The organism is Neptuniibacter sp. QD37_11, assembly GCF_047778105.1.
Classification (GTDB): domain Bacteria; phylum Pseudomonadota; class Gammaproteobacteria; order Pseudomonadales; family Balneatricaceae; genus Neptuniibacter.
On the sequence record NZ_CP180552.1, the window covers coordinates 569,236 to 589,549 of the forward strand.

The 20,314-nt window shown below is 45.0% G+C and carries 15 protein-coding genes; 14 read left to right on the top strand and 1 reads right to left on the bottom strand.

Annotated features, from left to right (window positions below; translation table 11 throughout):
* Nucleotide 1: 1 nt before the first annotated feature.
* From ACMXYT_RS02425 to ACMXYT_RS02440, 4 genes are all read left to right on the top strand, one after another.
* Complete coding sequence (locus ACMXYT_RS02425) at nt 2-1,105, top strand: sensor histidine kinase (protein ID WP_415900056.1); 1,104 nt, start codon at nt 2-4, stop codon at nt 1,103-1,105.
* Nucleotides 1,106-1,115: 10 nt separating this feature from the next.
* A complete protein-coding gene (locus ACMXYT_RS02430) occupies nt 1,116-2,489 on the top strand; it encodes a sigma-54-dependent transcriptional regulator (protein WP_415911816.1) in 1,374 nt (457 codons plus the stop codon).
* 220 nt (nt 2,490-2,709) lie between these two features.
* Nucleotides 2,710-4,662, top strand: a complete 1,953-nt coding sequence (gene acs, locus ACMXYT_RS02435; protein WP_415911817.1) for an acetate--CoA ligase — start codon at nt 2,710-2,712, stop codon at nt 4,660-4,662.
* 156 nt (nt 4,663-4,818) lie between these two features.
* Nucleotides 4,819-5,484, top strand: coding sequence for a response regulator transcription factor (locus ACMXYT_RS02440; protein WP_415883409.1), 666 nt, complete (start codon nt 4,819-4,821; stop codon nt 5,482-5,484).
* A 68-nt stretch (nt 5,485-5,552) separates the two neighbouring features.
* Here ACMXYT_RS02440 and ACMXYT_RS02445 read toward each other — a convergent pair whose 3' ends face one another.
* The gene (locus tag ACMXYT_RS02445) at nt 5,553-9,500 is read right to left on the bottom strand and encodes a NahK/ErcS family hybrid sensor histidine kinase/response regulator (RefSeq protein WP_415900059.1); all 3,948 of its coding nucleotides are present in this window, start codon (nt 9,498-9,500) and stop codon (nt 5,553-5,555) included.
* A 326-nt stretch (nt 9,501-9,826) separates the two neighbouring features.
* On the opposite strand from ACMXYT_RS02445, the gene ACMXYT_RS02450 reads away from it, so the two are divergent.
* The 10 genes from ACMXYT_RS02450 to fliJ all read left to right on the top strand — a co-directional run bounded on the left by ACMXYT_RS02450 (nt 9,827) and on the right by fliJ (nt 20,300).
* Nucleotides 9,827-10,087, top strand: a complete 261-nt coding sequence (locus ACMXYT_RS02450) for a DUF4212 domain-containing protein (RefSeq protein ID WP_415883411.1) — start codon at nt 9,827-9,829, stop codon at nt 10,085-10,087.
* A 31-nt stretch (nt 10,088-10,118) separates the two neighbouring features.
* Nucleotides 10,119-11,921 (top strand): sodium:solute symporter family protein, encoded by a 1,803-nt coding sequence (locus tag ACMXYT_RS02455; protein ID WP_415900060.1) that lies wholly within the window; start codon nt 10,119-10,121, stop codon nt 11,919-11,921.
* A gap of 82 nt (nt 11,922-12,003) precedes the next feature.
* Entirely contained in the window at nt 12,004-13,833 is a 1,830-nt protein-coding gene (locus ACMXYT_RS02460) for a putative nucleotidyltransferase substrate binding domain-containing protein (RefSeq protein ID WP_415911818.1), read from the top strand.
* A gap of 6 nt (nt 13,834-13,839) precedes the next feature.
* On the top strand, nt 13,840-14,469 hold the full coding sequence (locus ACMXYT_RS02465) for a 3'-5' exonuclease (RefSeq protein ID WP_415900062.1): 630 nt from the start codon (nt 13,840-13,842) through the stop codon (nt 14,467-14,469).
* Nucleotides 14,470-14,639: 170 nt separating this feature from the next.
* Nucleotides 14,640-14,993, top strand: a complete 354-nt coding sequence (gene fliE / locus ACMXYT_RS02470; protein ID WP_415911819.1) for a flagellar hook-basal body complex protein FliE — start codon at nt 14,640-14,642, stop codon at nt 14,991-14,993.
* 66 nt (nt 14,994-15,059) lie between these two features.
* Nucleotides 15,060-16,688, top strand: coding sequence for a flagellar basal-body MS-ring/collar protein FliF (fliF, locus tag ACMXYT_RS02475; RefSeq protein WP_415901091.1), 1,629 nt, complete (start codon nt 15,060-15,062; stop codon nt 16,686-16,688).
* The gene (fliG, locus tag ACMXYT_RS02480; protein WP_415900064.1) at nt 16,681-17,694 is read left to right on the top strand and encodes a flagellar motor switch protein FliG; all 1,014 of its coding nucleotides are present in this window, start codon (nt 16,681-16,683) and stop codon (nt 17,692-17,694) included. The genes fliF and fliG overlap by 8 nt, the downstream gene beginning before the upstream one ends.
* 11 nt (nt 17,695-17,705) lie before the next feature.
* Nucleotides 17,706-18,467 carry a FliH/SctL family protein gene (locus ACMXYT_RS02485; RefSeq protein WP_415911820.1) on the top strand — a complete coding sequence of 254 codons (762 nt, stop codon included), beginning with the start codon at nt 17,706-17,708 and terminating at the stop codon, nt 18,465-18,467.
* The gene (gene fliI, locus ACMXYT_RS02490; RefSeq protein ID WP_415900066.1) at nt 18,460-19,860 is read left to right on the top strand and encodes a flagellar protein export ATPase FliI; all 1,401 of its coding nucleotides are present in this window, start codon (nt 18,460-18,462) and stop codon (nt 19,858-19,860) included. Before ACMXYT_RS02485 ends, fliI begins: the two co-directional genes overlap by 8 nt.
* On the top strand, nt 19,857-20,300 hold the full coding sequence (fliJ, locus tag ACMXYT_RS02495) for a flagellar export protein FliJ (protein WP_415911821.1): 444 nt from the start codon (nt 19,857-19,859) through the stop codon (nt 20,298-20,300). The genes fliI and fliJ overlap by 4 nt, the downstream gene beginning before the upstream one ends.
* Nucleotides 20,301-20,314: the final 14 nt, after the last annotated feature.

A 20,314-nucleotide genomic window follows, 5' to 3' on the forward strand; every position in this document is an offset into this window, starting at 1 on the left:
TATGTCTAGTGAACAAGATTATCTACAGCGCATAGAGCAATTAGAGAGTGAACTGTCTGCTAGTAAAGCAAAATTGGCTCAACTTGAAGCAACTAAAAGCCAGAATAGCCAACAGCTGAATGATCGCTTTCAACATCTATTATCCGTGATGCCTGTTGGTGTCGTTATTATTGATGGTTCCGGGGTGATTTCTGAAGTTAATTCGGTAGCCGAGAACTTGTTGGGTTCTCCTATCAAAGGACAGCCGTGGTTTAAGATAATTGAACGTAGCTTTGCTCCTCAAAATGATGATGGTCATGAAGTCTCATTAAAAGATGGTCGTAAAGTTAGTTTGATGACGCGAGCGATGGATAACGAACCGGGTCAGTTAGTGGTTTTGACGGATCAGACTGAAACTCGTCTCCTTCAGGGCCGTCTTTCTCATTATCAGCGTCTATCTGAAATGGGGCGGATGATGGCGTCGCTTGCTCATCAGATTCGAACGCCTCTTTCGGCGGCCTTGCTCTATGTTGATCATCTGAATCGCCCTGATCTATTACAAGAACAGCGTCAGAAATTTGCCTCTAAAGCCAAATCTCGCCTGACTAATTTAGAGCAGCAAGTTAGGGATATGTTAATTTTTGCGCGTGGTGAAATGCGCTTGGATGAGCAGGTAAGCTCTAAAGCACTGATGGCTGAACTAGAAGATATGCTTGATGTGCCATTAGTAAACTACGATGCTGATTGTGACTGTGTGAACACTGTGCCCGAATATAATTTGCAGTGTAATAAAGAAGCCCTTTTAGGTGTTTGTAGTAATTTGATTGAGAATGCTTTGCAAGCTTGCGGTAAAGGGGCTGAGTTGATGGTTCGTGTTGCTGATCAGGAGGGAAAATTGCGCATTGATGTAATTGACCAAGGGCCAGGAATGGACGCAGATGAATTGAAGCGTGCGCTCGAACCATTTTATACCACCAAATCCCATGGTACAGGATTGGGCTTAGCTGTAGCTCAAGTTGTAGCGCATGCTCATCATGGTCAATTTTTACTTAATTCTCTGCCGGGTCAGGGAACAGTTGCCAGTCTAATTTTGCCGGCTATAACGTCTGCTTCGGATGAGGGTTAAAAGATCTGCAATGGCTAATCGTATATTAATAGTTGAAGACGATAACGAGTTACGCGAAGCACTTTGCGATACATTGGAATTGGCGGGTTTTGAATATCTGGAAGCAGAGGATGCTGAAACAGCTTTGGATATTTTGACGCGTCAGCAGGTGGCTATGGTAGTAACCGATGTCAATATGCCGGGTATGGATGGGCATCAGTTGTTAGATAAGATTCACGAAACTTACCCTGCATTGCCGGTCATGTTGATTACTGCTTTTGGGCAAGTAAGCAAAGCGGTAGAGGCCATCAAAGCCGGTGCTGTCGATTACTTAATGAAGCCGTTTGATTCCGAAGCCTTAATCTCGTCAGTGCGCAGATTTGCGGTAGGGGAAACGGTCACAAGTGAGATGGAGCAGCCAATTGCTGAAGAGCCTAGCAGTCAGCAATTGCTGCAGTTGGCGCGTCGTGTTGCTGCATCAGATTCTACTGTACTGATCTCTGGAGAGTCCGGTACGGGTAAAGAGGTGTTGGCTCAATATATCCATAATCACTCTTCGCGGGCTAAAAAACCATTTATTGCAATTAACTGTGCGGCAATCCCTGAAAATATGCTTGAAGCCACCTTGTTTGGTCATGAGAAAGGGGCTTTTACGGGGGCCTATGCGAGTGCACCCGGTAAATTTGAACAGGCTGATGGCGGTACTTTATTGCTGGATGAGATCTCAGAGATGGATCTTGGTTTACAGGCAAAGTTACTTCGCGTGCTGCAAGAGCAAGAAGTAGAGCGTATTGGTGGACGTAAAGTTATCAAACTCAATGTACGTGTATTAGCTACCACAAACCGTAAATTAGATAGCTACGTTGCCGAAGGTAAATTCCGAGAAGATCTCTTTTATCGCCTGAATGTATTCCCATTGCAATGGAAGCCTTTGCGTGAGCGTTCGGCGGATATTGTGCCTTTAGCTGAGCGCTTGTTTAGTAAGTATTGCCAGAAAATGCAGCGTACATCCGTCGCCTTGTCTGATGATGTTAAGCGTTTGATGACCGATTATTCTTGGCCGGGTAATGTTCGAGAATTAGACAATGTTGTACAGCGTGCTTTGATACTTCAATCCGGTACAGAGATCGGTGTTGCGGACCTTATGCTTAATCCTGAAGATATTTCGGAGGCAGCTGTACCTGACATGCGTCAACAAACTGCTCAAGATGAAGATCTTTCAGGACAGTTGGGCGAGGGAGTTCGTCAGCGGGAATTTCAGCTGATTATTGATGCCTTAAAAGCGACTCACGGAAGTCGTAAAGAGGCGGCGGAAAATCTCGGGATAAGCCCGCGCACTCTGCGATACAAGCTGGCTAAGATGCGTGAACAAGGTTTGGATTTAGATAAATTGCTTGGTCGTTAGATGGCTTAAAAAGAGCTTATTTTCGAGCCCTGAAAAAAAGCTTGTAGAGACTAAGGTCTTACACCGGATATACCAATGTCTAATTCAGAGTCCTGCTACCCCTTCTGTATAAATCTAGGTACTGATATAAAGCCTCAAACTGTCTCGTAGAATAATAATATTAGAGTAGAGCGATCTGGGGTTATTTTAGAACTAAAACAATCAAGCTAAGGGCATCACGATGAGTGAAAAGGTATATCCAGTAAGTCCGGAGATTGCGGCAAACGCGCACATCGACAACGAAAAATATGAAGCGATGTATGAGCAATCAGTTAACGATCCGGATACATTCTGGGGTGAAGCAGGTAAGCGCCTGGATTGGTTTAAGCCATACACTAAAGTTAAAAACACCACTTTCGATCCGCACAATGTTGATATTCGTTGGTACGAAGATGGTACGTTGAACGCTTCTCACAACTGTCTTGATCGCCACCTAGAAACTCGTGGTGATCAGGTTGCTATCATCTGGGAAGGTGATGATCCAAGCGAATCTGAAAATATCACTTACCGTGATCTGCATGAGCGCGTTTGTAAATTTGCTAACGCTCTTAAAGCTCGTGGCGTAGAGAAAGGCGATGTTGTAACGCTTTACATGCCTATGATTCCAGAAGCTGCTGTAGCTATGTTGGCATGTACTCGTATTGGTGCTGTCCACTCTATCGTATTTGGTGGTTTCTCTCCTGAAGCACTAGCAGCTCGCATCGAAGGTGCGAAGTCTAAAGTTGTGGTTACATCTAACTACTCTTTACGTGCGGGCAAGTCTGTTCCACTTAAAGCAAACGTAGACAAAGCACTAGAGCATGATGCAGCTAAAGCGCATGTTGAAAGCGTAATCGTTGTTAAGCGCGTTGACCAGGATGTTGCTTGGGATAGCAATGTTGATGTTTGGTACGAAGATCTAGTAGCTGAAGCATCTGCGGATTGTCCTGCTGAAGAGATGAACGCTGAAGATCCAATGTTCATTCTTTACACGTCTGGTTCTACTGGTGCGCCAAAAGGTCTGAAGCACACTACTGGTGGTTACATGGTTTACGCTTCCATGACTCACGAGTACGCTTTCGATTATAAAGAAGGTGATATCTATTGGTGTACTGCGGACGTAGGTTGGGTAACTGGTCACTCTTACATCGTATACGGACCACTAGCTAACGGTGCAACTTCTCTAATGTTTGAAGGTGTTCCAAGCTACCCAGATAACAGCCGTTTCGGCCGCGTTATCGAAAAACACAAAGTTAACCAATTCTACACTGCGCCAACAGCTATCCGTGCTTTGATGCAGCAAGGTGAAGATGTACTAGGTGATTCTGACCTATCTACACTACGTATCCTTGGTTCTGTAGGTGAGCCAATCAACCCAGAAGCTTGGGAATGGTACCACCGTATTATCGGTCAGGGTCGTTGCCCAATCGTTGATACTTGGTGGCAGACTGAAACTGGCGGCATGATGATTCTTCCTCTGCCAGGTGCTACAGCAGCTAAGCCAGGTGCAGCGTCTCGTCCATTCTTCGGTATTCAGCCAGCACTTCTAGATGCTGATGGTAACGAGTTGGAAGGTGCGACTGACGGTAACCTAGTAATTAAAGATTCTTGGCCATCTCAGGCTCGTTCTATCTGGGGTGATCACGAGCGCTTTATCCAAACTTACTTCTCTACATACAAAGGTGTATACACTACTGGTGATGGTTGTCGTCGTGATGAAGACGGTTACTACTGGATCACAGGTCGTGTAGATGACGTAATCAACGTATCTGGTCACCGTATGGGTACTGCGGAAGTTGAGTCTGCGCTAGTAGCTCACGAAGCCGTTGCTGAAGCAGCAGTAGTTGGCTACCCACACGAAGTTAAGGGTCAAGGCATCTACGTATACGTAACTCTTCAGTCTGGCTTCGAGCAGTCTGACGAGCTACTTAAAGAGCTGCGCCTACACGTACGTTCAGAGATCGGTCCAATCGCATCTCCTGACTTGATTCAATTCGCGCCAGGCATGCCTAAGACACGTTCTGGTAAGATCATGCGTCGTATCCTTCGTAAGATCGCTGAAGACGATTTCGGTGCTTTGGGTGATACTTCTACACTTGCAGATCCATCTGTAGTAGATGACCTAATTGAAAACCGCATGAACCGTCAGGACTAATTTTTCTTATAAATTAGTCTGAAAAAACTCCTGTAAGTCGCGGATTACCCGAGACTTGCGGGAGTTTTTTGTTTTATAGTGGTATTCTCTTCACTGGATTAACCGTTCATTAACGGTTGGCGTTCGTCACAGGGTTCTTAAGGGGGAAGTGAACGCATGCAGTTAGCACAAAAAATTATTATTGCAGATGATCATCCGTTGTTCCGTGCAGCTTTGAAACAGGCTGTTACTCAGGCTATGCCTGGTGTAGAAACAATCGAAGCGGATTCGTTGGCTGCAGTGCAGGAAGCCGTGGATCAGCACTCAGATGCAGATTTGGTGTTATTAGATATTCATATGCCAGGCACTAATGGCTTTTCTGGGTTGGTATTTTTGCGTGGTCAAAACCCGGGGATTCCAGTTGTGGTTGTATCTGGCAGTGAGCAGCCGCATGTGATGAAGCGTGCGATTGATTACGGTGCTTCTGGTTTTATCCCGAAATCGGCTCCTCTGGAAACGATCGGAGAAGCGATTGTTGCTGTGCTTGAAGGTGAAGAATGGCTGCCTCAAGAAGTGGCTGATAACTTAGGTGATGTAAGCGAAGATGATCAGAAATTCGCTGCTGCATTGTCTGCATTAACACCTCAGCAGTTCCGAGTGCTGACGATGTTGACAGAAGGCTTGTTAAACAAGCAGATCGCTTATGAGTTAAACGTTTCTGAAGCGACAATCAAAGCGCACGTAACAGCTATTTTACGTAAGCTGGGTGTTCATAGTCGTACTCAAGCAGTGATTGCTGCTCAGCGTTTAGGTGTGGAACCACCTAAAACTGATCTTGAGTAATGCTCAAGAATAAGATTTTAAAAAAGGCGCCTATGGCGCCTTTTTTGTTGGTTCTATTTGTCTGTGGATTATTCGTTTTCAGCTTCGCTGGCGCGAGCTGTTGCAATGGTTTTATTGATCATTGCTCGTAATGCCGCAGGGCGAATAGGCTTGGTTAATAATTGCGATCCGTGATCTTGGATTTCGTTCTTCACTTCTTCAGTGCGGTCAGCCGTAATAACGATGCTTGGCACTGGTTTTTCCAGCAGTGGAGCAAGGTCATTTAGTGCCATAATGCCTGTTAGCGTTTCAGAGAGGTGGTAATCAGCTAGAATGATCTCTGGCTGGAATTCCTCTGATTTAACAATGTCAGTTGCTTCTTTCGAAGAAAGGGCGACTTTAACGTCACAGCCCCAGCCGTTAAGTAATGCAGACATACCTTCTAGAATCTTAGGTTCGTTGTCGATCACTATTGCTCGAATGCCATTTAAACCCTTGCTGCGAATCCAGCCGCGTTTTTCAGGCTTTGGTTTAACTGCTTTAGTGCTGTCGCCAAGTGGGATCTCTACGCTGAATACGGTGCCTTTAGTTGGCCAAGAGCGTACATTAAGCTTGTGGCCCAGCATGCGAGCAATTCGTTCTGTAATCGCAAGCCCGAGGCCTAGGCCTTGTACCTGAGAGTGCTTAGGGTTATCGATACGTCTGAACTCTTCAAAGACCTCTTTGATTTTGTCTTCAGCTATACCTACACCTGTATCCCAGACTTCGATTCTCAGCATGTTTTTACGTCTACGACAGCCAAGAAGGATCTTGCCTTCTTGTGTATAGCGCATAGCGTTCGATAGGAAGTTTTGGATGATTCGTCTTAGGAGCTGTTGGTCCGAGCGTACAACCTTGTTGCATTGTACAGTTTGGAACTTCAGCGACTTTTTATCGGCGACTGCGGTAAATTCAGTATTTAACGCACTGAACATATCATCCAGAGAAAAATCCGTAATGGATGGTGCAAGAGCGCCAGCATCCAGTTTGGATATATCTAGGATCGCGGTAATTAGTTCTTCAGCAGCGGTAAGTGAGCCATTAAGGTTTTCTACGAGTTGGCTGGTCTCATCGCTATGGCTTTGTTGAGCTAATGCAGATGTGAATAATCGTGCAGCGTTTAATGGCTGTAGTAAGTCGTGGCTTGCTGAAGCTAGGAAGCGTGTTTTACCGAGGTTTGCATCATCGGCATCGGACTTGGCTTGGCGAAGCTCATCCTCCATTAGCGAGCGAATCGTGTTTTCTTTTCGTAGCTCTTTGTTAACAACAGAGAGTGCATGTGTGCGCTCGCGTACACGTTGTTCTAGTGTTTCATTAGTTTCCTTTAGCGCTAGCTCAGCTTTACGACGCTCAGTGATGTCTTGGTAGAGAGTGAAGTAACCCAATACATCGCCATATTCACCAATGTGCGGAATGTATTTTACTTCTGCGTAGCGGGGTTGCCCGCTGTCACTTGGGAGTGTGGTTTCAAAACGCTGGCGTTTACCTGCGAGTGCCGCAGTAATGTAAGGGCTCCTGAGCTCATACTCATCTTCAGACATCGTTTTGTAGCAAGGTTGGCCTGAGATGGTATTGCGATCAAGGCCAAAGGTGTCAGCATAGGCTTTGTTGATGAACAGGTAGCGTCTCTCTGGATCGAGATAAGCAATCAGTACTGGCACATTGTCGGTATAGATTCTAATGTTCTGCTCGCTTTCCCTTAGTGCCTCTTCGACATGTTTATGGTTGGTGATATCCATATAAGTATTAACATAGCCGCCATTTGGCATTGGATTACCACGTACTTCAAGAACGGTGCCGTCCGGGCGGAAACGCTCATAACTATGTCGTTTACCTGATTTCAGGACTTTTAAGCGTTTAGTCACTTGTTCGTCGTTGTTGCCTGGGCCGTATTCGCCTTTCATGGCGTTATAACGAAACACTTCCTCGATCGGGCGGCCAACGCAGATGAGGCCTTCAGGGTAATCAAACATCTCCACGTATACGCGGTTCCAGGCAACAAGTCGCATTTGCTGGTCCACTACGCTGATACCTAAACTGATGTTTTCAATGGTTGATTGCAGGAGTGAGCGGTTGAATCGCAGTGCCTGTGAAGCTTCATCAACAATGGTTACGACATCGCCGATATGCATGTCCTTGCCGCGTAAAGTTGAGGCTAAGACGATACGCGCGGAAGATGCACCAATTACACCGGCTAAAAGACGTTCAGTAAATTGCACTAATTCAGGGGTCGCTTTATCGCCTGATAAAGGGGGTTCTTCTCCATGTTGCAATGCGAAGCCAGTAAAGGAATGTTGGGTTCTGCTTATGCCTAAAAAACGCTCTGTTAGCATCTGTAGATCACCGACTGTTACCTGCCCATATTGGCGTGTAGCTTCGGTTAAATCTTTGTTGTAAACATCAACAAAGGCGCTTGCTTGAATTCGGTCAACAAGGCGCAAGCTTGTATATTTAGAGACTAAGAAATACAGCGCGGTATTGAAGAATAGGGACCAGAAAACGCCGTGAGTTAGAGGTTCCAAGCCTTCGATGCCGAATAGCTGAGTGGGTTTTAGCCACTCAATCCCAAAAATGCTGTTATTTAAGTATTCGGGGCCAAGCAAGCCTGCTTCACTGAATGATGGTAGTACTAATGTGTATAGCCATAAAAGGAATCCGCCTGTTAAGCCTGCAAGTACTCCGTGACGAGACCCCGCCTTCCAATATATGCCACCAACAATCGCTGGGAGGAATTGTGCTGCTGCAACAAAAGCAAGTAGGCCGAATGAGGCGAGAGGGGATTGTTCACCCAAAATTCGATAGTAGAAGTACGCCAGAATCATTAAGCACATGATGGTGATTCGACGGACTTTGAGTAGGAGTGCGCCGACATCGTTAGTGTCGGATAAACGAAGCCAAGAAATACGGAAAAGTAGTGGCATCACGATGTCGTTACAGACCATTGTGGATAAGGTGATGCTGGCAACAATAACCATACTGGTAGATGCTGACAGGCCACCAATGAAAGCAAAGGTGGCGAGCTCTTTATAGTCTGCAGCTAGGGGTAGCATCAAAACATAAGTGTCTGCATCAACGCTGGTGTTCTCGAAATACAGCATGCCTGCCGTAGCGATAGGTAGTACAAAGATTGCTAAAAGGATTAGGTAGATCGGAAACAGCCAGCGAGCTAGTTTTAAGTGGCCTGTATTGGTGTTCTCTACAATTGTTACGTGGAACTGCCGTGGTAAGCAGATTACCGCTGCGCAGGCGAGTAATATCTCTGTCAAAAAACTGTCGTCTAGAAATGACGAGTAATTGGAATTGTTATTAAGCTGAGTGGCTATGTTGTAAGCGAGGTCTTCAAAGCCATCAAAAACTTCCAACATGACGAAAATGCCTACCGCAATAAATGCGGTAAGTTTGACGATGGATTCAAAGGCGACCGCTAAGACTAGGCCTTCGTGGTGTTCTGTGGCATCAATCTGCCGAGTACCAAATAGTATGGCGAAGATCGCCATGACAATCGCTACGAAAAGAGCAGTATCACTACCCTTACTGATAACTTCTTCTGTCCCAGGTGTAAGCGCGTTATAACTGATTGCCACCGCTTTAAGCTGCATGGCGATGTAAGGCATAGTGCCTGTAACCGCAATGATGGTAACGAGCACTGCTAAGGCTTGGCTTTTGCCATATCGGGAAGAAATAAAGTCTGAAATTGTTGTGATGTTCTGCTGCTTACTGATAAGAATCATCTTCTCGATCAGGCGCCAACCAAAGATAAATACAATGACAGGGCCTAAGTAGGTCGCAAGAAATTCCCAGCCGCTGGTGGTTGCGCGCCCTACAGCGCCGTAAAAAGTCCACGAAGAGCAGTAAACGGCAAGAGATAGGGAGTAGATAATCGGTCTGCTGATAATGCGATCATTCTTTTGTGCGCTTTTATCACCGTAGTGTGCGATGGCGAATAAAAGGCCAAGGTAGGTGAATGAAATAAGAATTATCGACCAGCCAGAAAGCATCTTGCATTCCTTAGTGAATAGTAAAAACAGATGTGTAGCTAGTTTACTTAATTTTGACAGGAACCCAACAATTGTCTGAATGGTGTAGCTATGGCTTTTCTAAATTAGGGTCGGCAGTGTTAATACCTTTGTCTAGAGTCTTGAGTGGCCTTTTACTACTCAATATCGAGAAAATGCCGTAATACGGCGCTTTGAAGCGATTTTTTAATAGCTTAGAGGAAAGTTGAGTCGACTAAAGTTTAGCTTTGTTTGGCTGCGCTGTTTGTTAGTCTCTTACAGTCTTAAATTTTCACCAATTTTTAAATAACAAAAATAAGGATGGTGTTATGTCAATCAGTAATGAGCAGGCGCAAGCCTACTGGCGTGAAAACTTGCGCATCATTATGACTCACCTCGCGATTTGGTTCGTAGTTTCCTACGGCTGCGCGATCTTGTTTGTCGAACAGCTTAATGCGATTCCGTTCTTCGGCTTCCCACTAGGTTTCTGGTTCGGCCAGCAAGGGTCAATCTTCGTATTCGTCATCTTGATCTGGACATACGTGTTCAGCATGAACAAGCTTGACGAGAAGTATGACGTTCACGAATAACAATAATAATTTCTATTAGGACGGCATTGCTATGAGTCTCGACGTTTTAACATTTCTCTTTGTAGGCGGCTCCTTTGCGCTATATATCGGTATTGCGATATGGGCGCGTGCAGGATCGACTAAAGAATTCTACGTTGCGGGCGGTGGTGTACCACCGGTTGCTAACGGTATGGCGACTGCTGCTGACTGGATGTCTGCTGCATCGTTTATCTCCCTGGCTGGCTTGGTTTCCTTCGTTGGCCGTGACGGTTCTGCTTATCTAATGGGCTGGACTGGTGGTTACGTACTACTAGCGCTATTGCTAGCACCTTACCTACGTAAGTTTGGTAAGTTCACAGTGCCTGACTTCATCGGTGACCGTTACTACTCTTCTACTGCACGTACAATCGCAGTAGTTTGTACTATCGTAATCTCTTTCACTTACGTAGCTGGTCAGATGCGTGGTGTTGGTATCGTATTCTCTCGTTACCTACACGTTGACATCAACACTGGTGTAGTTATCGGTATGGCGATCGTATTCTTCTACGCTGTACTAGGTGGCATGAAAGGTATTACTTATACTCAGGTTGCTCAGTACGTTGTATTGATTCTTGCGTTCACAGTACCAGCATTCTTCCTATCTGCTCAGGTAACAGGTCACTTCCTACCACAAATTGGTTTGGGTGCGACTCTGGACAGTGGTATGTCTGTATTGGCTACTCTCGACCAATTGTCAGTAGATCTTGGCTTCCATCAGTACACTGACGGTAAGAAATCGACTATCGATCTATTCTTCCTAACAGTTGCATTGATGTGTGGTACTGCTGGTCTTCCACACGTAATCGTACGTTTCTTCACAGTACCTCGCGTAAAAGATGCTCGTCTATCTGCTGGTTGGGCACTAATCTTCATCGCGCTGCTTTACACTGCGGTTCCTGGTGTAGCTGGTTTCGGTCGTGTAAACCTTATCCAGACTATTAACGGTGCTGACGGTACAGGTACTGCGTACACTGAAATGCCTGCATGGTTCAAGAACTGGGAGAATACAGGTCTTCTAGGTTGGACTGACCGTAACGGTGACGGCAAAGTGCAGTACGCTGCAGGTGGTGCATTCACTTCTAAGAAACCTGCGTTCACTGAAGAGCGTGGTGAATACGGCCAGCGTCTAACTAGCAATGCGAAAACAGATGCTGAGTTTGATGCGGCTAAACAGCCATTCGCTAACGAAGTATACGTAGACCGTGACATCATGGTACTAGCTAACCCAGATATCGCTCAGCTTCCAAACTGGGTAATTGCTCTGGTAGCAGCTGGTGCGGTAGCTGCGGCACTATCAACTGCAGCAGGTCTGCTGTTGGTAATCTCTACAGCGATCTCGCATGACTTGATGAAGAAAACCATCAATCCAAATATCTCTGATAAGCAAGAGCTTATGTACGCTCGTCTAGCTGCTATCGTGGCAATCTGTATCGCAGGTTACTTCGGTATCAACCCTCCAGGCTTCGTGGCACAGGTTGTAGCCCTAGCCTTCGGTCTGGCATGTGCGTCCGTATTCCCAGCTATCATCATGGGTATCTTCTGGAAGCGTCACACTTCTCAAGGTGCGATTGCAGGTATGCTAGTAGGTCTTATCACTACTATGTGCTACATGTACTACTTCGCATTCGGTGGCGGTACTCCATCTGAATACATCATGGGTATCTCTCCAGGTGGCTTCGGTACTGTAGGTGCGATCCTTCACATCATCGTTGGTTTCGTAGTATCCAACATGACTGAAGAACCACCACAGGAAATCCAGGATATCGTAGAAGATCTACGTATCCCACGTGGTGCTGGTGCTGCTCACGATCACTAAGATCGATTAGATAAATCTAAAAAAGGGCGCCCAGCGTAGGTTGGAGCGCCCTTTTCTTTTTCCTACAAAGAGGATGTTGGAAATGCCTGATTCTTTCAAAATGACAAATTTGCCATTCAGTTTACTGGATGAGAAAGAGCAAGATTTACTCCGTTCAAGCCTAGATATTGGTTACTACCAAAAAGGCGAGTACATCATGACGGCGGGTGAAGAGCCCGAAGGTGTCTTTGTTATTTTTAAAGGAAAGGTAGGGGAGAGCGAAGTTCAGGAAGAGGGAAGTGATACACCTGAACATGTTTTTGTTCACTATACCAATGAGGATTATTTTGGCGGTTGGTCTGCTATTCGGGGTAAAGCAATTCACAACTTTATCGCCGAAGAAGAGACTATCTGTCATATTTTACCGACTAAGATCCTTTTAGATCTTATGTCTACAAACGGCTTATTTGCTGATTACTTCCAGCAAAACCTGTCAGCTAAAACGGAGATCGTTCAGCAACACGGCAAAGAGCAGGACATGGCCGAATTTATGTTGGCCAAAGTCTCTGATGGTTTAGTGCGTGAACCGCTGGTTATCCTTGAAGGTACATCCATTCGTGAAGCAACTCTGCTTATGCGTGAGAAAAAGGCGGATTGTATTCTGGTAAAACGTGGCAATCGTTACGGAATGGTGACCGGCACGGATCTATTGGATGCTGTGGTGGTTAATGAATTGGCGATGGATACTGATTTAGCAGAAATCGCGAGCTATCGCTTAATCACTGTTAAGCCAGATGATTATCTGTTTAACGCTTTGATCATAATGACTCAGCAGCATATAGAGCGTGTAGTTGTGATGAAAGACGGAGAAATGTCAGGCATTGTTGAGCTGACAGATGTATTGAGTTATTTCTCCAGTCATTCTCATGTGATTGGTTTACGAATCGAGCGCGCACAAACGGTTGAAGATCTAAAAGAAGCTGAAAAAGGCTTGGATGATTTGATTAAGGCGCTTGTATCACAAGGTGTTAAAACTCGATTTGTGATGGATCTATTGGCCGCGATGAACGGCCGTATTATTGCTAAGTTATTCAATATCATGATCCCAAGTGATATGCAGCCGCATGTGTGTCTGTTAGTGATGGGTTCCGAAGGGCGTGGTGAGCAGATCATGAAAACAGACCAGGATAACGCCATTATTCATAGGGATGGTTTGGTTTGGCCTGAGATGAATGAAACACTGAATCGTTTTAGTCAGACTTTGATCGAATTTGGCTTTCCTCCTTGCCCGGGTAACATCATGGTATCGAATCCTGATTGGGTTAAATCTCTGGGTGGCTGGACGCAAATGTTAGGTGATTGGGCTGATCGATGTGATGGCGATTCGCAGATGAATCTAGCTATTGCTGTTGATGCTAAGCCTGTAGCAGGTAACCCAGCTATCTTTAAAGCTAGCCGAAACTGGTTTATGAGACATCTACGTAATAATGATGTCTTCTTCTCTCATTTCGCTAAAGCTTCTCTTGAGTTTGATACGCCTCTGACTTTCTTTGGTAACTTAAAAGATAAAGGTCAGTTGGATATTAAAAAGGGCGGAATTTTCCCAATTGTGCATGGGATTAGAACAATAGCTCTAGAGCATCGCATCAAAGTGACAAATACCTTTGAGCGTATAGAGGCTTTGACTGAGCTTGGTCAGCTTAAAGAAAAACATGGTAGAGAGATAGCGGAGGCTTTGAGTCTATTTATTAGCCTTCGATTAAGACAGCAAGTTAAGCGTATGGAAAGCAGTGAAACGGGGCATGATCAAACCCCGAATATTATTGATTTGCAGTCCTTAGATAAGCTTGAAAGAGAGCTGCTACGAGATGCGTTACATATTGTTAAAGGCTTTAAAAAGCACCTCGAGCTTAGGTACCACCTTGGAGGGTAAGTTTTAATGATCATACCCAGAGCGGTAAGAAGAATAAAAGAGAAGCATGACCATAAATCTGGTCCATATGCTCACCTGTTTGATGCTTACGACGGCGATGAGGTTGTTTCTTTAGATTGTGAAACGACTAGTCTCGATGTGAAGCAGGGTGAAATTGTCTCGATTGGTGCGGTTAAGATCAAAGGTAAAAAGGTTCTTACGAGTGATCGTTTAGATATTAAACTTAAGCCACCTAAATCGCTGACGGGTGAGTCTATTAAGATTCATAAGATACGTGAAAGTGATTTAGCTGAAGGTATCGATATTGAAGATGCCTTAGAGCAGGTTTTAGAGTTTGTCGGAAATCGTCCAATTCTGGGTTACTACGTTAACTACGATATCCGTATGTTGGATAAATTCATTCGACCGCAATTTGGTTTCGGCTTGCCGAATAAGGCGATTGAGTTATCCCACGTTTATCACGATATTATTAAATGGAAGTCTGTTGGCGGAAATGTCGATCTACGATTTGATACGATTTCCAAAAAATTAGATATACCAATGCTCGAGAGGCATACCGCTATCGGCGATGCTCTAACTGTAGCGTTGATGTATGTGCGTCTTAAGTATGGAGATCCACCAGAAGCGCATTATTAATTAGACGTCAAAAGAATAGCGGGCCATTGGCCCGTTTTTTGCTTTTATCTATACATGAAAAGTAAAATCAAGCATAAATAGACAAAAAAATGTCGTGCTATTCTTGGTTTTTGCCTTGATGAAGTAAATTGACTGTTTATAATGTCAATAAATTGCCGTTGGGTGTGGTTATGGTAGATAGAGCTGACATAAATAGTGTGCTAATGCAGATGAGAACGATTAAGGCTCAAGTGCAGAGTGCATCTCCAGAAATGATGTCGGGAATGGTCTCTGAGCCAGGCGTTGTTAAGCCCTCTGATCGTACAGGTTTCGGTGATATTTTAAAGAATGCGGTAGACGCAGTGAGTGAAACTCAAGCGGATGCCAAAAAAATGGCGGTTGCATATGAGAAGGGAGATCCAACGATCGATCTTCCACAAGTTATGATCGCTGCAGAAAAAGCTTCAGTCTCGTTTCAAGCGATGACTCAGGTGCGTAACCGATTGGTTACAGCCTATGAAGACGTAATGAAGATGCCAATCTAACAATAAATAGAATTAATGGGATAAGTGGCAGTGGCAGATAGCGCAGAAACATTAAGCGGAAGCCCAATGCTTGGCTTTAATAAGCTAAGTATTGTTAGGCAGATTGGTTTGATGGTTGGTCTAGCGGCAAGTGTCGCTATTGGTTTTGCTGTTGTTTTGTGGTCGCAAAAGCCAGACCAGCGTGTTCTATTTAGTAATCTTAATTTCTCTGATGCTAACCAGATTATAGAGCAGCTCCGCCTTTATAATGTTCCTTACAAGTTTGATGCAGATGGCCGAGCTATTTTGGTTCCGGATGAATATGTTCATCAGGCTAGACTTAAGCTTGCTTCCGAAGGTTTTACTGCTGATAAAACAGTGGGCTTTGAAATTCTAGATCGTGAGCAAAGCCTAGGCACCAGTCAGTTCATGGAAACGACAAAATATCGTCGTGGTCTTGAAGGTGAATTGGCTCGGACAATTTCCAGTATGACTGCTGTGCGCAATGCGCGTGTTCACTTAGCTATTCCAAAAGATACTGTCTTTATCCGTGATACTCGTAAGCCGACAGCATCTGTATTCCTTGAGTTATTCTCTGGGCGTCAACTAGAGCGTGATCAGGTTGCATCTATTGCTAACTTGGTGGCTTCAAGTATTCCAGCGTTAAACGTTAAAGATGTGACGGTTGTGGATCAGCGCGGCCGTTTACTAAATATGCGTGATAAAGACATTAATGTTGTTTTAGCTGCTAAGCAATTGGAGTACACGCGTAATTTAGAAGAAACGATGCTCAACCGTGTAAACAGTATCCTTCAGCCGGTTGTAGGTATGGGGCGCTTCCGTGCAGAAGTGTCAGCAGATGTTGATTTTACAGCAGTCGAACAAACTGACGAATTATATAACCCTGATCTTCCAGCGCTTCGTAGTGAGCAGACAATGGATGAGTCAAGGGTTGGTGGTGCTGCACCAGTCGGTGTGCCAGGCGCATTGTCTAATCAGCCTCCTGGGCCGAGCAGTGTACCTGAAGAAGCATCAGGCGAGGGCGTGTTGGCCAACAACGGTGCGCCGGGTTCTTCTCGTAAACAAGCGACGCGTAACTTTGAATTAGATCGTACTATTAGCTATACCAAACATCAGCAAGGTCGCGTGCGTCGTTTAACCGTCGCAGTTGTGGTTGATGACTTATCAAGTGTTGATCCGTCAACAGGTGATGCTAAGCGCACACCGTGGCAGCAGAATGAGTTAGAACGTCTGCGTATTCTTGTTCAGGATGCGGTAGGTTATTCTGCGCTCCGTGGAGATAGTGTGAATGTTGTAAATACACCGTTTGTTCCTGAGCAGCCAATCGTTACTGAGGATGTGCCACTTTGGGAACAGGAGTGGATCTGGGATATTGTTAAACAAGTTATGGCTGCGGTGTTTGTTCTGGTTCTAGTATTCGGTATTTTACGTCCTATCCTTAAAAACCTAGCATCAGCTGGCACTGCAGGTAATGTTGCTGGCTTGGGTGCTGCGGGTGAAGTGTCTGCAGAATTAGAGGGCCTTGATGGCGGTGATTTTTCTTCTGATTCGGTAACTTTTGGTAGTGATGATGGACTATTGCCAACTCCAAATGAAAGCTTTGATTATCAGTTGAACGCGATTCGTAGTATGGTTGCGGAAGATCCTGCGCGTGTTGCGCAGGCTGTGAAGCAATGGGTAGGTGACGATGAGTGATGAAGCAAATCAGGGGGAAGTCAGTGAGATCGATAAAGCTGCCATACTTCTGATTAGCTTAGGTGAGGCCGATGCCGCTGAAATCCTGAAACATATGGGCCCTAAAGAGGTTCAGATGATTGGTGAAGCGATGGCTCAACTGAATAATATTCCACAAACAAAGGTAGAATCTGTTGTTGGTGACTTTATGGGGTTGGTAAGCGACCAGACCGGTATTGGCATTAACAATGATATCTATATTCGTTCTATGCTTAATCAGGCATTGGGTGAAGAGAAAGCTAAAACCCTCCTTGATCGTATCCTGATGAGCACAAATACATCTGGTCTAGATACTTTGCGCTGGATGGAGCCTCGTCAAATTGCTGAAATTATTCGCTACGAGCACCCTCAGATACAGGCCGTTGTTTGTGCTTACCTCGAGCCAGATGCGGCTGCGGGTGTGCTTGGATTCTTTGATGATAAGCAGCGCCTTGATATTTTGATGCGTGTTGCGGCTTTAGATCGTATTCAGCCGCAAGCATTGCAAGAGCTAAATGATATTCTTGAGCGTCAATTTGCTGGCGCAAGTGGTGCAAGTTCTGCGACTCTTGGTGGTATTAAAAATGCTGCTGACATTATGAACTTTATCGATTCGAGTATTGAAGCCGAGTTGATGGAAGGGATTAAAGAGAGTGATGAAAATCTAGCTACCACTATCTCGGATCTGATGTTTGTCTTTGAGAATCTGCAAGATGTAGAGGATCAGGGTATTCAGGCGATACTCCGCGAAGTGTCTACGGATGTTCTGGTTGTTGCTTTGAAAGGTGCAGATGTTGCACTGCAAGAGAAAGTATTCCGTAATATGTCTAAACGTGCTTCTGAATTGCTACGTGATGACCTTGAAGCTAAAGGTCCGGTTCGTGTGTCTGAGGTTGAAGAAGCGCAGAAAGAAATTCTGACTGTAGCTCGCCGTCTGGCTGATGAGGGTGAAATAATCCTTGGCGGCGGTGGCGAAGAGATGCTCTAGGCTAAGTGCGTATGTCTGATAATAAAGTTTTTAAGCGCATTAAGGCTGAACAGGCTTCTAAGCTTATTGGTTGGGAGTTGCCGCAGGTTGCAGGTCAGCATGTTGTCGGCTTGCAGCAAAAAGATCCTGTCGAAGTGACCGTAGTCGAAGAGGTTATCGCTGCAGAAAAAATCACTCTAGCTGAGCTAGAAGAAATTCGAGAAACTGCGCGTATCGAAGGCTTGGCTGCTGGTCTTGAAGAGGGGCGCCTTAAAGGTCTTGAAGAAGGTCGCGTTAAAGGGGTTGAAGAAGGTAAAGAGCGGGGATATCAAGAGGGGTTTAAGCAAGGAGAGGCTGAGGTTCAACGCCTTCAGGCTCTTTTTAGTAATATGTTGACGGAATTTCAGTTACCTCTAAAACAGCAAACAGAAGCTGTTGAGCAGCAACTTGTTGATATGGTTGTTTCGCTGGCGGAGGCGACAATTGGAGCAGAGTTATCTAATCGACAAGAGTTGCTTTTAGACTCCATTCAGCACTCCTTGCGAAGTGTGCCAGAGCCTCTAGGTACAGTAACTGCAAAAGTGCATAAAGACGACTTGTCTTACTTAGAACAAATGCTTTTAATACCTGGTGTTGTTCTTGAATGTATCGTGGATGACAATATTTCCCAGGGGAGTTATGAGCTTCAAGCTGTGAGTACTGTGGTGGAGTATAATTTAGATCAGCATTTCGCTACGGTTGTTAAGCAGTTCCTTTCAAGCGTTGAATCTGATTCGGCACAATCACATGAGTGAGTTACTGGGTCGCTTATCTCGATATCAAAAAGATCACTTAGATAAACCTCAACCTAGGATTGAAGGCCGAATTACCCGGATGATCGGTCTGACAATTGAGGCTGTTGGTATTAAATGTGCTGTTGGTGAATGTTGTTATATAGAGCTTTCCGAAGATCAGCAGATTGAAGCAGAGGTCGTAGGTTTCTCTGGTGATCGTATTTATTTAATGCCGCTATATCCGATCGAAGGGTTGCAGTCAGGTACTAAAGTTATTGCCCTTAGTTCTTCTGGAAAAGTGCCTGTTGGTATGAGTCTGCTAGGCAGGGTGTTGAATGGTGTTGGCCAGCCGATTGATGGAAAAGGACCTCTTCAACCTGAAGCTGAAACGGGTTTGGCTGGTGAAATTATCAACCCTTTACTTAGAGACCCTATAAAGCAGACACTAGATGTTGGTATCCGAACTATTAATGGTTTGTTAACTGTTGGTCGTGGTCAGAGGATGGGATTGTTTGCCGGTAGTGGTGTGGGTAAATCTGTACTACTTGGTATGATGACTCGCTTTACAGAGGCCGAAATTATTGTGGTTGGGCTGATTGGTGAACGAGGTCGTGAAGTTAAAGAGTTTATCGAGCATAGTTTAGGCGAGGAAGGTCTAAAGCGCTCTGTTGTTGTGGCCTCACCCGCAGATGACTCTCCTCTAATGCGTTTGAGAGCATCCCAGCTATCTACTCGAATTGCTGAATACTTTCGAGATCAAGGTAAAAATGTCCTTTTGTTGATGGATTCGTTGACCCGTTACGCTCAAGCGCAGCGTGAGATTGCGTTAGCGGTAGGTGAGCCGCCAGCAACTAAAGGTTATCCCCCTTCTGTTTTTGCTAAAATTCCAAAATTGGTTGAACGAGCCGGTAATGGTGAGGCCGGAAGTGGCTCAATAACTGCCTTCTATACAGTTTTAACAGAAGGTGATGATCAGCAGGATCCTGTAGCAGATTCCGCAAGGGCTATTTTGGATGGGCATGTTGTATTGTCCCGTCGTTTGGCTGAACAGGGGCATTATCCTGCAATCGATATCGAAGCTTCTATCAGTCGAGCTATGCCGCAGATAGTTGAGCCTGACCACTTACAAATGGCGATGCGATTTAAACAGCTATACTCAAAATATAGGCAAAATGAAGATCTGATTAATGTTGGTGCCTATGTGAAAGGAAGTGATCCTGACACTGACTTTGTTATGGATAATTTGCCCTCAATGAATGCCTATTTGAGGCAGGGCATTAGTGAGGCGTTTCCTTTGTTGCAGTCTATGCAGCAGATGGTTATGGTTCTTACTGCGCCCCCAACACCTAATGCAGATCAACAACAGCAACAACAGTTGCGCAGACCTACTGTAACTAACGGGTTACAAAAATGAGCAAACGTTCTAAGCGCTTGAAACTAGTTCTTGATTTGGCTGAGAAAAAAAAACAACAAGCAGATCAATTTTTGGCTGCCAGTCGTCAGCGTGTGGAGCAAGATCAGAAAACGATGACTCAGCTTGAAGAGTATGTTGCAGATTATCAGCAAAATTATTTAGGTGCGCATACAGAAGGGTGTACAGGTGCTCAGTTACATACGCAGCAAGCTTTTTTACAAAAAATCCAAGATGCTAAGTCTGCTCAGACAAAAGCGATGGAGCAAAATCGGAGAGAGCTAGATGTAGTTGAGCAGCACTGGAAGGCGGCTTATGCTCGAGTCAAAGGTTTACAAAAGCTGACAGATAAAGCTGTTGAGAGTGAGCTTCAAGAAGAAGAGAAAGCTTTGCAAAAGCAACTAGATGAACGTTCTCAAGCTATAAAAACCCCTTTTATCTAGATTGGCCTCCATTT

Bases quoted from the DNA above. Each gene is read 5' to 3' on its own strand.
- acs (WP_415911817.1), top strand. From the start codon at position 2,710: ATGAGTGAAAAGGTATATCCAGTAAGTCCGGAGATTGCGGCAAACGCG.
- ACMXYT_RS02450 (WP_415883411.1), top strand. From the start codon at position 9,827: ATGTCAATCAGTAATGAGCAGGCGCAAGCCTACTGGCGTGAAAACTTG.
- fliI (WP_415900066.1), top strand. From the start codon at position 18,460: ATGAGTGAGTTACTGGGTCGCTTATCTCGATATCAAAAAGATCACTTA.
- ACMXYT_RS02455 (WP_415900060.1), top strand. From the start codon at position 10,119: ATGAGTCTCGACGTTTTAACATTTCTCTTTGTAGGCGGCTCCTTTGCG.
- ACMXYT_RS02425 (WP_415900056.1), top strand. From the start codon at position 2: ATGTCTAGTGAACAAGATTATCTACAGCGCATAGAGCAATTAGAGAGT.
- ACMXYT_RS02460 (WP_415911818.1), top strand. From the start codon at position 12,004: ATGCCTGATTCTTTCAAAATGACAAATTTGCCATTCAGTTTACTGGAT.
- fliE (WP_415911819.1), top strand. From the start codon at position 14,640: ATGGTAGATAGAGCTGACATAAATAGTGTGCTAATGCAGATGAGAACG.
- fliJ (WP_415911821.1), top strand. From the start codon at position 19,857: ATGAGCAAACGTTCTAAGCGCTTGAAACTAGTTCTTGATTTGGCTGAG.
- ACMXYT_RS02445 (WP_415900059.1), bottom strand. From the start codon at position 9,500: ATGCTTTCTGGCTGGTCGATAATTCTTATTTCATTCACCTACCTTGGC.
- fliF (WP_415901091.1), top strand. From the start codon at position 15,060: ATGCTTGGCTTTAATAAGCTAAGTATTGTTAGGCAGATTGGTTTGATG.
- ACMXYT_RS02440 (WP_415883409.1), top strand. From the start codon at position 4,819: ATGCAGTTAGCACAAAAAATTATTATTGCAGATGATCATCCGTTGTTC.
- ACMXYT_RS02485 (WP_415911820.1), top strand. From the start codon at position 17,706: ATGTCTGATAATAAAGTTTTTAAGCGCATTAAGGCTGAACAGGCTTCT.
- fliG (WP_415900064.1), top strand. From the start codon at position 16,681: ATGAGTGATGAAGCAAATCAGGGGGAAGTCAGTGAGATCGATAAAGCT.
- ACMXYT_RS02430 (WP_415911816.1), top strand. From the start codon at position 1,116: ATGGCTAATCGTATATTAATAGTTGAAGACGATAACGAGTTACGCGAA.
- ACMXYT_RS02465 (WP_415900062.1), top strand. From the start codon at position 13,840: ATGATCATACCCAGAGCGGTAAGAAGAATAAAAGAGAAGCATGACCAT.